A 14443-nucleotide genomic window follows, 5' to 3' on the forward strand; every position below is an offset into this window, starting at 1 on the left:
GCAGAAGATTGGTAGGACCAGCGACCTGGCCTCTGGTTCGCGCGATCCAGCCTTTGGTGAGTGGCGAGCCTCCGGTGAGCCTGTCGGAGGGGGGAGGACAATAGTCCGACGTGGCCCACCACCCGGATCGACGACCACAGAGTAGGGGCGATGACCAAAGCAGATGAAGGCGCCGGACCCGACCCGAGTGCGGGTCCGCACCAGCCACGGCTGACCGGCAAGACGGAGGATGCGATCAATCGCATCCAGGCCATGCTCCTGTCCGGTGAACTCGGCCCCGGCGACAGGCTGCCGACCGAGCGGGAGCTGTCGACCCGGTTCTGGATGTCCCGCAACTGCGTGCGCGAGGCGGTGCGGACTCTGTCGTCGATGGGTGTCCTGGAGTCCCGAGTGGGTGCAGGTACGTACGTCACGGATCTACAGCCGCAGGTGTTGCTCGATGGTTCCTCGTTCGTGCTCGAACTCCTGCGGCATCGCAACGTCTGGGAGGTCATGGAGACCCGCCGGGTGCTCGATGCGTTGGCTGCGAGTAAGGCGGCCGGCAGAATTACCGCTGAGCAGCTCTCCGAGCTGCGAGAGCTGATGGCCACGATGGACTCGGCCCTGGACCTCGATGAACGCATCGCCGCCGACCTCGCGTTCCACCGCCTGATCGCCGACGCTGGCGGCAACCAGGTGCTGGCGGCCGTTCTACGCACCGTGGCTGGTGGTACCACTGCCGCGCGGAAGCGTCGAGGGCTGACTGACGCACACGCGATGGAGCGCATGCACGCCGAGCACCTGCTCATCTACCGCGCCCTGGAGCGCGGCGACGCTGATCTCGCCGCAACTGCCGCTGCAGCACACGTCGCCGGAGTCGAGGCATGGCTCCTGGACACCGACGACTCCCCAGCCGATCAGTGACGGCCGTAGATCTGGATCTCGGACATGTTGTGCTCGGTATTCGCTGTGTCGCCTGCCATCCGCGGAGATGGGCATCTTCCCTCACAGCTGAGGAGCTCTGCTCCGTGATTCTGCGCCGATATGCCTGAGGGCGATGTCCTGCTGCGCACCGCGCGGCGGCTCCACCACGCTCTCGTCGATGAGCCACTGGTCGTCGCTGACCTGCGGTGGTCCGGGCTGTCCGAGCTCGACCTGACCGGCCGGCGTACGACTGAGGTCATCAGCCGAGGCAAGCATCTGCTGCACCGGCTCGAGGGTGGCGCCACCATCCACAGCCATCTGCGCATGGAAGGCCACTGGTGGGTGGAGCGTCGGGACCAGGTCCGGCCAGGTGTCTTGCGCTCCCCCGACCTGCGGGCCGCGCTGGCCACCACTGAGTGGGCGGCACTCGGTTGGCAGCTCGGCATGCTGGATGTCGTTGACACTGCTCAGGAGTCGACCGTCGTCGGCCATCTCGGTCCAGATCTGCTCGGTCCGGACTGGCAGGAGTCTGTCGCCGTCGACAACCTGCACCGGTCCGCGCAATCCCTCGGCGCTGCTTTGCTGGACCAGCGCAACCTGGCCGGTCTCGGCACGATCTACGCCTCGGAGTCCCTGTTCGTGCAACGACTCTCGCCGTGGCAGCCGGCGAGCGCAGTCAGCGAGGACGCCCTGCAGCTCCTCGTCCGACGCGCGCAGCGGCTGCTGAAGCACGGTGCCGAGGTCGGTCGGCCGAGCATCACCGGCGACCCGCGCGAACCGACCTATGTGCACGCCCGCAGCGGTCGCCCGTGCCGACGGTGCGGTGGACCGGTCAGGGTGTCAGCGATCGGGACGGCGCCACGAGAGCGACCGATGTTCTACTGCCCCCAGTGTCAGGGCGGACTCGGCCCGGACGATGACGGACGGCCGCAGCGACCACTCGGCGCGCGGTGACTGCGGGGTTGGCTCAGGCAGCAGACGAGACGACGGCAGGTGCGGCGTTGGCCGGCACCGGCAGACGAACCGGCTGCGACAGGGCCTCGGACACGGCGACCTTCTCGGTCACCAGCATCAGTGTCTCGGAGAGCTGCAGGCCGAGGGCGGCGCAGATCGCGGCCAACAGCTCGGACGAGGCTTCCTTCTCGCCACGCTCGAGCTCGCTGAGATAACCCAGCGAGACCTTGGCTGAGGCCGACACGTCACGCAACGTGCGGCCCTGAGTCTGGCGCTGCTCACGGAGCACGTCGCCGAGCTCACGGCGAAGCAAGATCATGGCGTCCTCCTCAGGATCTCGATGTCGGCCTACCGAAGATGGGTCCACCGTACCTCTCCCCACGGACGGCAGTCCGAAGAGAGGTCCGGTTCTCCGGCGACAACGTCATGGGTCGGGTCCCGTGTTCCCTGTTCGGACCACCTGTCGCGGATGCGGCCGAGGCGCGCTAATCTGATATCAGATTGCTATCACCTATCGAGGGGAAGCCATGAGCGACGACGAGACCCGATCCATCCCGACGACCGATGGGCAGGGTCACCCGGCCGGCCCCGTCGGCGAACCGGTCCGACATGCCCTTCCCTCCGGGCCCGCTGCGATGGGTCCACCGCGCGGTCCAGCCGGACCCGGCGGTCCAGCCGGACCCGGCGGTCCAGCCGGACCCGGCGGACCTGGGGGGCCGGCGTACGGCGACTCCGGCCGCGGCCCTGAGGAGCAGCTCCCGTCCGGCCGACCGGTCGGCCACCAGGGCATGCGGGTCGACATCGACGAGCACTCCGCCTGGGCCATGAACGGCTTCCTGGCGCTGCTCGTCGCGCTTGCTCTGGCGGTGGGCGCCGCAGTGTGCTTCGGCACCGGGCTGCCACCCGTGGGAGTCGTGCTGATCGTGCTGGCCTTCCTGATCGCGACGCCGCTCGTGGTCATCCAGCCCGGACAGACGCGCGTCGTGCAGTTCTTCGGCCGCTACGTCGGCACGGTGCGCCGGACCGGCCTCACGTGGGTCATGCCCCTCACCACACGACGCAACGTCTCGGTCCGCGTCAACAACTTCGAGACCAATGCGCTCAAGGTCAACGACGCCGACGGCAACCCGGTCGAGATCGCCGCGATCATCGTCTGGCAGGTCGCGGACACCGCAAAGGCGACCTTCGCGGTCGAGCACTACACCGACTTCGTCCGGGTGCAGTCAGAGGCCGCACTGCGACACGTGGCGACGACCCATCCGTACGACGACCCCAACGGCCAGGGCACCTCGTTGCGTGGGTCGACCGACCAGGTCTCCCAAGAGCTGGCACACGAGGTCGCGCAGCGCGTCGTGATCGCCGGTGTCGAGATCCTCGAGGTGCGGATCAGTCATCTCGCCTATGCGCAGGAGATCGCTCAGGCGATGCTGCAGCGTCAGCAGGCGAGCGCGATCATCGCTGCGCGGGAGCGCATCGTCGAGGGTGCGGTCTCCATCGTGGAGATGGCCATCGGCCGCCTCGAGTCCGAGTCGATCGTCCAGCTCGATGAGGAGCGCAAGGCCGCGATGGTGTCCAACCTGCTCGTGGTGCTGTGCGGCGACCAGCGGGCGACGCCGGTCGTCAACACCGGCAGCCTCTACCACTGAGCGCGGACGTCACCATGCCTCAGGCACCGCCGCCGGAGCGGGCACCGCGCAAGGCGGTCCTGCTCCGGCTGGACCCGGCCGTGCATGATGCGCTGGCCCGGTGGGCAGGAGACGATCTGCGCAGCGTCAACGCTCAGATCGAGCTGTTGCTCCGGGACGCGCTGCGCGAGCGCGGTCGGTTGCCTCACGATGCCGGTCCGCTCCCCCGCCGTGGCCGGCCACCCGCCGACTCACCCTGACCGATCAGACCCCGATGATCGGGGGGTCAGTTCTCTGGAGTGCGGAGGCCAGCCTCATCGGTCGTGCGTTCCTCGCCACGCACCGACGCCTGGGTGGCGCGGTAGAGCCAGCCGACGATCAGGACGAACGCGATGATGCCGATGGCCTTGCCCCAGCTCTCGAACCCGTCGCCCACGATGCCCAGTGGCGCGTCCTCGCCGGTGCCGGCGATGATCGCGGCATTGGCGACGCCGAACAGGCTCTCTCCGACGATCAGTCCAGTGGCCATCAGCACGGCCAGACGCTTGGCGTGCTCCGGGTCGTTGCGCCGGTCGGCCCAGCGCTCGTAGAAGAACCCGATCACGGCTCCCACTGAGATCAGCAAGGTCAGGGACATCGGCAGGTACAACCCCATGCCGACAGCAAGGGGCGGCAGCGCGAGCTTCGTGGTACGGCTCAGGCTCTCGTCGATGATGATCACGACGACACCGATGGCGGCGCCGAGGCCGATCCGCCCCCACTGCAGGTCTCCACCGAAGACTCCCTTGGCGAGCGCGGAGATCAGCGAGGCCTGTGGTGCCGCGAGCGCGTCGTCACCGGCACCAGGAGCGCCGACGAAGCCGAACGCCGAGTTGAGCAGGTTGAGCACGGGCGCGATCACGATCGAGCCGAACACCACGCCGACGACCAGGGCGGCCTGCTGCTTCCACGGCGTGGCGCCGACCAGCTGTCCGGTCTTGAGGTCTTGCAAGTTGTCGTTGGAGATGGTCGCGATGCTGAACACCACGGCGGTGACAAACAGGGTGTACGCGACCAGGGCGGTCGTCTGCTTGGCGTCGCCCTCACGTCCGTGGACGAGCACCATCAGCAGTGCTGCCGCGAGAACGACGACGATGCCGACGCCCGAGATCGGGCTGTTGGACGAACCGATGAGACCGGCCATGTAGCCGCAGACCGCGGCGATGACAGCACCGATCACCAGCACGAAGATCAGGCTCAGGGCGATCGTGAGGAACAGGTTGTCCTGCAGGTGGGTGTCACGCGCAAATAGCCACAGCATCAGGCCGATCGGCAGCAGCGAAAGAAGAATCGTGCCGCCGACGACCGTGATCGGCAGATCGCGCTCCGTGAGCTCGACCTGCTCGCCGGCCTGGCGCTCGCGGGTCGATGCCGCGGACTCACGGATGCCCTTGACGATCGGGCCGATGATCTTGAGCAGGGTCCAGATCGCCGCCACGGCAATGGTTCCGGCGCCGACGAAGCGCACCTCCTCGCTGAAGGTCTTGTCGACGATGTCGGCGATCGCACCGCCGGCCGACAGATCGCCGGAGGTGAACGAGGGCACGAGCACGGCCCAGGAGATCACCATCCCGATGAGCATGGCGATACCGACCGTGAGGCCGACGAGATGACCGACACCGATGAGCGCCAACGAGAGGCTGGCTGATGCAGCAGTGGCTCCGGACCCGATCTTGAACGCGGCAGTGACCTCGCTGCTCGCGACCTTGAGCGATGTCATGAGGTTGAAGGCGACGGCGGCCAGCCCGCCCTTGATGATCATTCGCAGACCGCGGGCGTTGCGCTCGGCGCTGTCGTCCTCACCCAGCCCGACCTTGAGGACCTCGGCCGCAGCCTTGCCCTCCGGGTAGGGCAGATCCGAGCCGGTGACCAGTGCCCGTCGCAGCGGCACGGAGTACATCACTCCGAGCGTGCCGCCGATGGCGCACAGCAGCACGGTCGTCCAGTAGGGGAAGTCCTGCCACCAGCCGATCATGATCAGGCCGGGCAGCACGAAGATGATCGCGGCCAGCGTGCCGGCCGCCGAGGCGACCGTCTGCACGATGTTGTTCTCCTGGATGGTGGTGCCGCCGAAGCGGCGCAGGAGCGCCATCGAGATGACGGCTGCCGGGATCGCCGTCGCGAACGTCAGGCCGACCTTCAGCCCCAGGTAGACATTGGCTGCCGTGAAGACCAGCGTGATGACGCCACCGAGGATGATCCCTCTGACGGTCAGCTCACGCGGCGTAGTGGCAGTCGTACTGGTGGCGCTCATTCAACGTCCTCGGCTCCGGGGCAGTTCATGGATGCGGCGGGGCCTTGGCCCCGCCGAGCTCATCCACGGTACCGACCGCATTCCCTGTGAACCGGATCAGGGCTGCGCGGACTCCAGCAGCAGGGCCAGCACTGCGTCCACGGTCGCCGACCGGATGTCCTCACGCCCGCCGGTCAACGCAAGGGCTTGCGCCCGTACGCCGACCGGTCCGGCCACCGCCACGAAGACCGTCCCGACGGGCTGGCCATCCTGCGGGTCTGGGCCCGCCACACCCGTGGTGGCGAGACCCCAGGTGGAGGCGAGCAGCCGGCGTACGCCCTCGGCCATCTGACGGGCCACGCCCTCCTGGACGGCACCGCCACGAGCGAGCAGGTCAGCGTCCACGCCGAGCACGGACTGCTTGACGTCCGTCGCGTAGGAGACGACTCCCCCGCGGACGACCGCGCTGGACCCCGGCACGGACGTCAGCCGAGCGGCGACCAGGCCCCCGGTCAATGACTCGGCCGTGGCGACGGTCTGGCCGGCAGCCGTGAGAGAGCCGACCAGTGCGACGACGTCAGGCACTCCGCCTCGCCTTGCGAGCGAGGGTGCGCTCGCTGGTCCGGCGCAGGCGTACGGCACGGAAGACGTAGTCGACACCGGTGACGACCGTGACGATGAGCGCCGCGATCATGACGATCCAGGCGACCACGTGCAGGAAGCCACCGAGCGGCAGCACGAACAGTCCGATGGCGAAGGCCTGCAGGGCGGTCTTCAGCTTGCCGCCACGGCTCGCGGGCATGACCCCGTGCCTGATGACCGCGAAGCGCAGGGCGGTGATGCCCAGCTCGCGCACCAGGATGATGATCGTGATCCACCACGGCACCTCGCCGATGATCGACAGCCCGACGAGGGCCATCCCCATGAGCGCCTTGTCTGCGATCGGGTCGACGACCTTGCCGAAGTCGGTGACCAGACCGCGCGCCCGGGCGATGTCGCCGTCGATGCGGTCGGTGATCGAGGCGATGGTGAACACCACGAAGGCAGCGATCCGCAGGCCGGTCGACTCGCCCTCGTCCGCCAGCAGCAACCACCCGAACACCGGCACCAGCGCGATGCGCAGCACGGTCAGGTAGTTGGCGACGTTCCAGTTGCTGACGCCGCTGCTCGGCTCGGCGGCCGGGTCCGGGATCATCGCCGGCCCGTGGCTCATCGTGCCTCCGCCACCAGGTCGATGCCCTCCGTCGCGACGACCTTGGCGGAGACCACGTCGCCGACTGCGAGCTGGGCAGAGGTCTCGAGGTAGGTCACGCCGTCGACGTCAGGGCCCTGCTGACCCGCCCGGCCGACCGGGCGCGCGTCGTCGTCATCGCCGAGGCTCTCGACCAGGATGTCCAGCGTCTCGCCGACGCGCTCCTCGGCGCGCTGCAGGTTGAGCTCCTCGACGAGGGTACGGATGTGCTCCAGTCGCGCGGCGACCTCGTCATCGGGGAGCTTGTCGGCGTACGACTCGGCCTCGGTGCCGTCCTCGTCGGAGTAGCCGAACACGCCGACCACGTCCAGGCGAGCGTGGGTCAGGAACGACTCGAGCTCGGCGATGTCGTCCTCGGTCTCGCCGGGGAAGCCGACGATGACGTTGGAGCGGATGCCGGCCAGCGGGCTGCGCTCTCGCACCTGCTCCAGCAGCGTCAGGAACGACTCACGCGAGCCGAACCGCCGCATCCGGCGCAGCAGCGGCTCCGAGGCGTGCTGGAAGGAGATGTCGAAGTAGGGCACGACGCCGGGCGTCTGGGTCATCACGTCGAGCAGGTCGGGCCGGATCTCGGCGGGCTGCAGGTAGGACACCCGCACCCGCTCGATGCCCTCGACCGCCACCAGCTCGGGAAGCATCGTGTCGAGCAGCCGCAGATCGCCGAGGTCCTTGCCGTAGGACGTGGAGTTCTCGCTGACGAGGAAGATCTCCTTGACGTCATGCTGGCCCAGCCAGCGCGCCTCAGCGAGGACGTCGGATGGGCGCCGCGAGACGAAGGCGCCACGGAACATCGGGATCGCGCAGAACGCGCACCGGCGGTCACAGCCGCTGGCGATCTTCAGCGGCGCCCACGGTCGGCCGTCCAGTCGCGCACGAATGACCCGCGGCGAAGAGGCAGGTGACGCGACCGACACGTCCTCGGGTCGTCGTACGTCCCCGTGGCCGGGGAGCGCGACGTCGCCGTTCTGGCGCTCGGCCGGGGACAGAGGCAGCAGCTTGCGCCGGTCACCAGGCGTGTGCGACGCCGGGGCGTGACCGCCCAGGATCGCGGTGAGATGGCCGGACATGTCCTGGTACGAGTCGAATCCGAGCACCGCATCGGCTTCGGGCAGCTGCGCGGCCAGCTGCTCGCCGTATCTCTCGGCGAGACACCCGACCGCGACGACGGCCTGGGTGCGACCCGTCTCCTTGAGGTCGTTGGCCTCCAGCAGCGCGTCGATGGAGTCCTTCTTGGCCTGCTCGACGAACCCGCAGGTGTTGATCACCGCGACGTCCGCCTGCGCCGCGTCGTCGACGAGGACCCAGCCCTCCTCGGACAGCCGGCCGGCCAGCTCCTCGGAGTCGACCTCGTTGCGGGCGCAGCCCAGAGTGACCAGGGCAACGCTGCGTGAGGGGGACGACATGGCGACAACTGTAGTTGTGGCTGAGCCAGGTCGACGCCACGTGATGGGATGGGTGACATGACGTCCTCCCTCGAAGCCGTGACCGAGCTGCTGCACCAGCACCCCCTGATCGATGGCCACAACGACCTCCCGTGGGCTGCCCGTCAACAGGTGCGCTACGACTTCGACAGACTCGACATCGCCACCGACACCAGCGACCGCACGCACACCGACATCGCGCGACTGCGTCAGGGCTGCGTGGGCGGCCAGTTCTGGTCGGTCTACGTGCCGGCGACGTTGCAGGGTGACTCGGCGATCTCCGCGACGCTGGAGCAGATCGACTCGGTCCACCAGATGGTCGGCCGCTACCCCGACGCCTTCGGGATCGCCCGCACCGCGGACGAGGTCGAGTCGGTGTTCGGCTCGGGGCGCATCGCCTCCCTCATGGGGGCCGAAGGCGGTCACTCCATCGGCTGCTCGCTCGCGACCCTCCGGATGATGTACGTCCTCGGCGTCCGCTACATGACCCTGACTCACAACGACAACGTCCCGTGGGCCGACTCGGCGACGGATGAGCCTGTGCACCAAGGACTTTCGCGTTTCGGCGTCGAGGTCGTGCGCGAGATGAACCGCACCGGGATGCTCGTCGACCTCAGTCACGTCTCGGCCGACACGATGCGTGATGCGCTGAAGGTCAGCGAGTCGCCGGCGATCTTCTCCCACTCCTCCGCGCGCGCCGTCTGCGACAGCCCCCGCAACGCGCCCGACGACGTACTCGAGAGCCTGCGCGACAACAACGGCGTCATCATGGCGACCTTCGTGCCCGACTTCGTGTCGCAGGCCTGTGCCGACTGGCGGCAGAGCGCCAAGGACGCAGCGACGGCGGCCGGACTGCGCCCCGGCGACCTGGAGCAGTTCATCCCGTTCTCGCAGGAGTTCGCCGCCAAGAACCCGCGGCCCAAGGCGACTCTCGAGGACGCGGTCGCCCACTTCGAGCACATCCGCGAGGTCGCCGGCATCGATCACCTGGGTGTCGGCGGCGACTACGACGGCACCGACGGCTTCCCCGAAGGTCTGCACGACGTGTCGACCTACCCCGTTGTGTTCGCCGCGCTGCGCGACAAGGGCTGGTCCGATGACGACCTCGCCAAGGTCGCCGGCGGCAACATCCTGCGCGTGCTGCGCGACGCCGAGGCCAAGGCGCACGAGCTGCAGGGCTCGCGCGGACCCAGCCTCGCGACGTACGAAGAGCTGGACGGCCGGACCGCCTGAGTCGCCCACCCGGCGCTACAGTTCCGTCTGTACGGTTGAGCCCACCTTCTGGAGGACCCATGCCTGGCAGCCGCTCCCTCAAGCAAGTCCTGGCGACCGCGCACGTCCAGCATCGAGATCGAGGCGGGCGCGGGGGACGTGATGCGGGTCGTGTCCGACCCGGTCCAGATGGCACACCTCGGGGAGGAGATCCACGAGGTTCGACTGCTGGGTGGCGCGCAGGATGCCGCGGTCGGCGTTCGCTTCGAGGGCATCAATCGACTCGGGCGACGGCGGTGGAACACCATCTGCACGATCACCGACCGCGACGAGACCCGCTTCGGCTACGACGTCCGTGCACCGAAGCCCCTCGACCTCTCGATCTCGCGCTGGCAGTACGACATCCGGCCGCTCGGCACAGATCGGTGCCAGGTCACGGAGACCAACTGGATCAAGGCGCCGGTCTGGTTCATCCCGCTCGCTGTCACCATCACCGGGACCCTCGACCGGCCGCACGCCAACCTGCGGCACATCGACAGCACGCTGCAGCGGCTCAAGACCTTCGTCGAAAAGCTCGAGCCCTCGTCGTCGGGCGACTGACGGCGTACGCCGCAGCTGACGTCCCAGCCAGGACCGCGACCAGGCCCCAGTCGCTGAGGGGTTCGTACGGCCGGGCCGTGTCTCCCCGCCAGGTCCAGGCACGTACGACCTCGCCGTCCTCGCGCTGGCCGCCTCGGTGGGGCGAGAGGCTGTAACCACGGCCGCTGTCGGCGTACCAGAGCTGATGACCACTGGTGTCCGTCCGTGCCTCCAGACTCCGGACATCGGAGCGGGTGAGGTACGGGAAGACGGCGTACACGAAAGCCAGCACGGTCAGCAGGGCGAGCGACCAGCGCAGCACGACGAGGAGCGGATGAACGGGCTCCTGCTGAGCGAGGGAAGGAGGTTGGGCATGCACCTCACCATTAAGACAAGGCGGCGCATCAAGATGGCGTCAAGACGCGTGAAGGCGGCGTCAATCTCGCTCTGCGCCAAGGATTCCGGGCGTTCGCTGGAGTCATGGCTGAATACGTCGTCGGCGGCATCATCGCGGTCGCCCTCCTTCTCTACCTGATCTACGCGCTCATCCGACCGGAGCGGTTCTGATGAGCACGGGTCTGTCGGGTGTGCTCACGATCGCCACCCTCCTGCTGATGCTCGCCGTCGTGCACGTCCCGCTCGGCGGCTACATGGCGCGCGTCTTCACCAGCGACCGCGACCTCGGCGTCGAGAAGGCGATCTACCGCATCTGCGGGATCAACCCGAAGTCGGAACAGCGCTGGTCGACCTACGCGCTCTCCGTCGCGGGCTTCTCGATCGTCAGCATCGTCGTCCTGTTCGCGATCATCCAGTGGCAGTCCCATCTGCCGATGGGTCGCGGCGCCGCCATGGACACGGACACCGCGATCAACACGGCGATCTCGTTCACCACCAACACCAACTGGCAGAGCTATGTCGGTGAGGTGGGCGCCTCGCCCTTCGTCCAGACCGTCGGGCTGACCGTCCAGAACTTCGTCTCGGCCGCCGTCGGCCTGGCCGTCGCCGTGGCTCTCATCCGCGGTCTGGCCCGCCACGCCTCGGACACGCTCGGCAACTTCTGGGTCGACCTGACCCGCTCGGTCGTACGAATCCTGTTGCCTCTGGCGGCAATTGCCGCTGTGGTGCTGCTCGCCGGCGGCGTGATCCAGAACCTCGCCGAGCCCGATCTCATCAAGGGCCTCTCCGGCACACCGCAGACGATTCAGGGTGGCCTGGTCGCGAGCCAGGAGGCGATCAAGGAGCTCGGCACCAACGGTGGCGGCTACTTCAACGCCAACTCCGCGCATCCGTTCGAGAACCCGAACGCCTTCACCAACCTGGTCGAGATCTTCCTGCTGCTCGTGATCCCGTTCTCCCTCCCCCGCACGTACGGCCTCCTCGTGCAGGACCGTCGTCAGGGCTACGCGGTCCTCGGGTTCATGGCGACCCTCTGGGGCGGCATGCTCGCCGTCGTGACCTGGGCCGAGGTCGCCGCCTCCACCGGGCCGATGGGCGCGATGGAGGGCAAGGAAGTCCGCTTCGGTGTCTGGTCGTCGGCGCTCTTCGCAAACTCCACGACGTCGACCTCGACCGGAGCCGTCAACTCGTTGCACGAGAGCTACAGCCCGATCGGCGGCGGTGGCGTCCTGCTCAACATGATGCTCGGCGAGATCTCACCCGGTGGCGTCGGCGCGGGCATCTACGGCGCGCTCACGATCGCGATCCTGTCGGTGTTCATCGCGGGTCTCATGGTCGGACGTACGCCCGAGATCCTCGGCAAGACCATCGGTCGCAAGGAGATCACCTGCGTCGCTCTCATCACGGTGACGACGCCGGCCCTGGTCCTGCTCGGCACGGGCGCTGCCCTCGCCAACAAGACGGCGAAGTCCGGCATGCTCAGCGGCGGCGCACACGGCCTCAGCGAGATGCTCTACGCCTTCACGTCGGCGTCCAACAACAACGGCAGCGCCTTCGCCGGCCTGACCGCGGACCAGCCGTACCTCAACCTCACGCTCGGTGCGTGCATGCTGCTCGGCCGGTTCATCCCGATCTTCTTGATCCTGGCGCTCGCGGGTTCCCTTGCAGCGCAACGGAAACGGCCGACCACTGACGGCACCATGCCCACCCACACCCCCCTGTTCACCGGACTGATGGTCGGCGTCGCCCTCCTGGTGACCGGTCTGACCTTCCTTCCCGTCCTCGCTCTCGGTCCGCTTGCGGAGGCCCTCTCATGAACAACCTGATTGCTACGGCGGGCGCGTCCTTCCCTGACGCGCTGCGCAAGCTCAACCCTCAGCACCTGTTCCGTGCACCTGTCCTGTTCGTGGTGTGGATCGGCGCGCTGCTCACGACCGTCCTCTCGTGCATCCACCCGTCCGTCTTCAGCATCTCGGTCGCGGTCTGGCTGTGGCTGACGATCCTGTTCGCCAACCTCGCCGAGGCCGTCGCCGAGGGGCGTGGCAAGGCGCAGGCCGACACTCTGCGCAAGACGCGCACCACCACCATGGCTCGCCGCCTGGTGACCGGCAGTCAGGAGGAGCAGGTCGCCAGTGCGGACCTGCGCCTGGACGACCGGGTGGTCGTCGAGGCCGGCGAGGTCATCCCCGGTGACGGTGACGTCATCGAGGGCATGGCCACGGTCGACGAGTCCGCGATCACGGGAGAGTCAGCCCCCGTCGTACGCGAGGCCGGCGGCGACCGTTGTGCCGTCACCGGGGGTACGACCGTGCTCTCGGACCGCATCGTCGTCCAGATCACCTCCAAGCCTGGAGAGACGTTCATCGACCGGATGATCGCGCTCGTCGAGGGCGCGGCCCGGCAGAAGACACCGAACGAGATCGCGCTCGGCATCCTGCTGATCGTCCTGACGATCATCTTCGTGCTGGCCGTCGCCACGATCCCGCCGTTCGCCGGGTTCACCGGCGAGAAGCCGACCGTCATCGTGCTGGTCGCCCTTCTCGTCTGCCTGATCCCCACAACGATCGGTGCGCTGCTGTCAGCCATCGGCATCGCCGGCATGGACCGGCTGGTGCAGCACAACGTGCTCGCCATGTCCGGCCGCGCGGTCGAAGCCGCCGGTGACGTCAGCACCCTGCTGCTCGACAAGACCGGCACCATCACGCTCGGCAACCGGCAGGCGAGCGAGATCCTGCCCGTCGGCGGGGCGCACGGCACCGACGTGAACCGGCTCGCGTACCTGTCCTCGCTCGCCGACGAGACGCCCGAGGGGCGCTCCATCGTCGACTGGGCTCGGAAACAGCTCGGCGAATATGCAGAAGCACCAACCGATTCCGTCGCTGTGCCCTTCACAGCACAGACCCGCATGAGCGGTGTCGACCTCGCCGATGGCACCGAGATCCGCAAGGGCGCCGCCGGCGCCATCCGCAAGTGGGTCGTCGAGTCCGGTGGCCAGGTCAGCGACGACGTCACGTCCAAGTCCGACGAGATCGCCGCCGCCGGAGGTACGCCGCTGGTCGTCGCCGCGCGCGACGCCGGCCAGCCGGCCCGCGCCGTCGGGGTCATCCACCTCAAGGACATCGTCAAGCCGGGAATGGTCGAGCGGTTCGCCGAGCTGCGTCGGATGGGCATCCGGACGGTGATGATCACGGGCGACAACCCGTTGACTGCGAAGGCCATTGCTGCCGAGGCCGGTGTCGACGACTTCCTCGCGGAAGCAACTCCCGAGGACAAGATGCGCCTCATCAAGGAGGAGCAGGCCGGCGGCCGGCTCGTGGCGATGACCGGCGACGGCACCAATGATGCGCCCGCGCTCGCCCAGGCCGATGTCGGCGTGGCCATGAACACCGGTACGTCGGCGGCGAAGGAGGCCGGCAACATGGTCGACCTCGACTCGGACCCGACCAAGCTCATCGACATCGTGGCGATCGGCAAGCAGCTGCTCATCACGCGTGGCGCCCTGACGACGTTCTCGATCGCCAACGACCTCGCGAAGTACTTCGCGATCATCCCGGCGATGTTCGTACCGCTCTACCCAGGGCTGTCGGACCTGAACGTCATGCACCTGTCCTCGCCCAACTCGGCGATGCTCTCCGCAGTGATCTTCAACGCGTTGGTCATCGTGGCGCTGGTTCCCTTGGCACTCAAGGGAGTTCGCTATCGGCCGATGCGAGCGGACCAGATGCTCGCACGCAACCTCTTGATCTACGGAGTGGGCGGCATCATCACGCCGTTCATCGGGATCAAGCTCATCGACCTCGTCGTCTCTCTCTTCCCAGGACTGTGATCG

Annotated in this window: 15 protein-coding genes; 9 read left to right on the plus strand and 6 right to left on the minus strand. The window is 68.0% G+C overall.

The genetic code is table 11. The features are described 5' to 3' along the window. Window positions 1-150: 150 nt before the first annotated feature. Both VV02_RS18010 and VV02_RS18015 read left to right on the plus strand, forming a co-directional pair. Window positions 151-903: a FadR/GntR family transcriptional regulator gene (locus VV02_RS18010; RefSeq protein ID WP_083450262.1), complete on the plus strand. Its 753-nt coding sequence runs from the start codon at window positions 151-153 to the stop codon at window positions 901-903. A gap of 120 nt (window positions 904-1023) precedes the next feature. Further along, window positions 1024-1857, plus strand: coding sequence for an Fpg/Nei family DNA glycosylase (locus tag VV02_RS18015; protein WP_052593733.1), 834 nt, complete (start codon window positions 1024-1026; stop codon window positions 1855-1857). A 13-nt stretch (window positions 1858-1870) separates the two neighbouring features. On the opposite strand, the gene VV02_RS18020 is transcribed toward VV02_RS18015, so the two are convergent. Next, on the minus strand, window positions 1871-2176 hold the full coding sequence (locus VV02_RS18020; RefSeq protein ID WP_052593735.1) for a helix-turn-helix domain-containing protein: 306 nt from the start codon (window positions 2174-2176) through the stop codon (window positions 1871-1873). 208 nt (window positions 2177-2384) lie between these two features. Here VV02_RS18020 and VV02_RS18025 point away from each other — a divergent pair, with 208 nt between their 5' ends. Both VV02_RS18025 and VV02_RS18030 read left to right on the plus strand, forming a co-directional pair. Further along, window positions 2385-3503 (plus strand): SPFH domain-containing protein, encoded by a 1119-nt coding sequence (locus VV02_RS18025; RefSeq protein ID WP_425412278.1) that lies wholly within the window; start codon window positions 2385-2387, stop codon window positions 3501-3503. A gap of 14 nt (window positions 3504-3517) precedes the next feature. Next, window positions 3518-3742 (plus strand): type II toxin-antitoxin system antitoxin, encoded by a 225-nt coding sequence (locus tag VV02_RS18030; RefSeq protein WP_052593737.1) that lies wholly within the window; start codon window positions 3518-3520, stop codon window positions 3740-3742. A 26-nt stretch (window positions 3743-3768) separates the two neighbouring features. On the opposite strand, the gene VV02_RS18035 is transcribed toward VV02_RS18030, so the two are convergent. From VV02_RS18035 to rimO, 4 genes are all read right to left on the minus strand, one after another. Continuing rightward, complete coding sequence (locus VV02_RS18035; RefSeq protein WP_052593739.1) at window positions 3769-5775, minus strand: OPT family oligopeptide transporter; 2007 nt, start codon at window positions 5773-5775, stop codon at window positions 3769-3771. Between the two features lie 96 nt (window positions 5776-5871). Further along, the gene (locus VV02_RS18040) at window positions 5872-6339 is read right to left on the minus strand and encodes a CinA family protein (RefSeq protein WP_052593740.1); all 468 of its coding nucleotides are present in this window, start codon (window positions 6337-6339) and stop codon (window positions 5872-5874) included. Next, on the minus strand, window positions 6332-6967 hold the full coding sequence (pgsA, locus tag VV02_RS18045; RefSeq protein ID WP_157063449.1) for a CDP-diacylglycerol--glycerol-3-phosphate 3-phosphatidyltransferase: 636 nt from the start codon (window positions 6965-6967) through the stop codon (window positions 6332-6334). The genes VV02_RS18040 and pgsA overlap by 8 nt, the downstream gene beginning before the upstream one ends. Beyond that, window positions 6964-8409, minus strand: coding sequence for a 30S ribosomal protein S12 methylthiotransferase RimO (gene rimO, locus VV02_RS18050; protein ID WP_052593742.1), 1446 nt, complete (start codon window positions 8407-8409; stop codon window positions 6964-6966). Before rimO ends, pgsA begins: the two co-directional genes overlap by 4 nt. Window positions 8410-8466: 57 nt before the next feature. Here rimO and VV02_RS18055 point away from each other — a divergent pair, with 57 nt between their 5' ends. Continuing rightward, window positions 8467-9660: a dipeptidase gene (locus VV02_RS18055; protein WP_052597212.1), complete on the plus strand. Its 1194-nt coding sequence runs from the start codon at window positions 8467-8469 to the stop codon at window positions 9658-9660. A 111-nt stretch (window positions 9661-9771) separates the two neighbouring features. Next, entirely contained in the window at window positions 9772-10239 is a 468-nt protein-coding gene (locus VV02_RS18060; protein ID WP_342667865.1) for an SRPBCC family protein, read from the plus strand. Here VV02_RS18060 and VV02_RS18065 read toward each other — a convergent pair. Next, a complete protein-coding gene (locus tag VV02_RS18065; protein ID WP_157063450.1) occupies window positions 10193-10597 on the minus strand; it encodes a hypothetical protein in 405 nt (134 codons plus the stop codon). The genes VV02_RS18060 and VV02_RS18065 overlap by 47 nt on opposite strands. A gap of 101 nt (window positions 10598-10698) precedes the next feature. Here VV02_RS18065 and kdpF point away from each other — a divergent pair, with 101 nt between their 5' ends. From kdpF to kdpB, 3 genes are read left to right on the plus strand one after another with little or no spacing between them, the layout of a single operon-like run. After that, window positions 10699-10785, plus strand: coding sequence for a K(+)-transporting ATPase subunit F (kdpF, locus tag VV02_RS27460; RefSeq protein ID WP_083450263.1), 87 nt, complete (start codon window positions 10699-10701; stop codon window positions 10783-10785). Next, window positions 10785-12431 (plus strand): potassium-transporting ATPase subunit KdpA, encoded by a 1647-nt coding sequence (gene kdpA / locus VV02_RS18070; protein ID WP_052593751.1) that lies wholly within the window; start codon window positions 10785-10787, stop codon window positions 12429-12431. The genes kdpF and kdpA overlap by 1 nt, the downstream gene beginning before the upstream one ends. Beyond that, entirely contained in the window at window positions 12428-14440 is a 2013-nt protein-coding gene (kdpB, locus tag VV02_RS18075; protein ID WP_052593753.1) for a potassium-transporting ATPase subunit KdpB, read from the plus strand. Before kdpA ends, kdpB begins: the two co-directional genes overlap by 4 nt. Window positions 14441-14443: the final 3 nt, after the last annotated feature.

Source organism: Luteipulveratus mongoliensis (assembly GCF_001190945.1).
GTDB classification, from domain to species: domain Bacteria; phylum Actinomycetota; class Actinomycetes; order Actinomycetales; family Dermatophilaceae; genus Luteipulveratus; species Luteipulveratus mongoliensis.